Origin of the sequence: Mycobacterium intermedium (assembly GCF_002086275.1) — a bacterium.
Classification (GTDB): Bacteria; Actinomycetota; Actinomycetes; order Mycobacteriales; family Mycobacteriaceae; genus Mycobacterium; species Mycobacterium intermedium.
The window spans coordinates 1-258 of sequence record NZ_MVHT01000366.1 but is presented as its reverse complement, the minus strand read 5'-3'; the positions used below and the strand labels follow the sequence as shown (position 1 = coordinate 258).

The following is a 258-nucleotide window of genomic DNA, read 5'->3' as shown; positions in this document are numbered from 1 at the left end:
GGTAGTAGCCCGAATCCGTGCTCGATGGGTTCGAGCGGGGTTCCGGGACGTGCTTCCACGGTGTCCCGAGCAATCGGGTCGAAAGAACAAGAAAGGGATGCCACATGGCACGCCTCATCGGAGTCGACCTGCCGCGCGACAAGCGCCTCGAGGTCGCCCTGACCTACATCTACGGAATCGGTCGCACCCGCGCCACCGAGACCCTGAAGGCCACCGGAATCAGCGGTGACCTGCGCGTCCACGAGCTGATCATCTGTC

General features: G+C 63.6%; 1 protein-coding gene. It reads left to right on the top strand.

Annotation, left to right across the window (positions count from 1 at the left end):
* Positions 1 to 104 precede the first annotated feature (104 nt).
* Positions 105 to 258: 30S ribosomal protein S13 (gene rpsM / locus BST27_RS31045; protein ID WP_139805540.1), on the top strand; the 154-nt coding region annotated here is incomplete at its 3' end.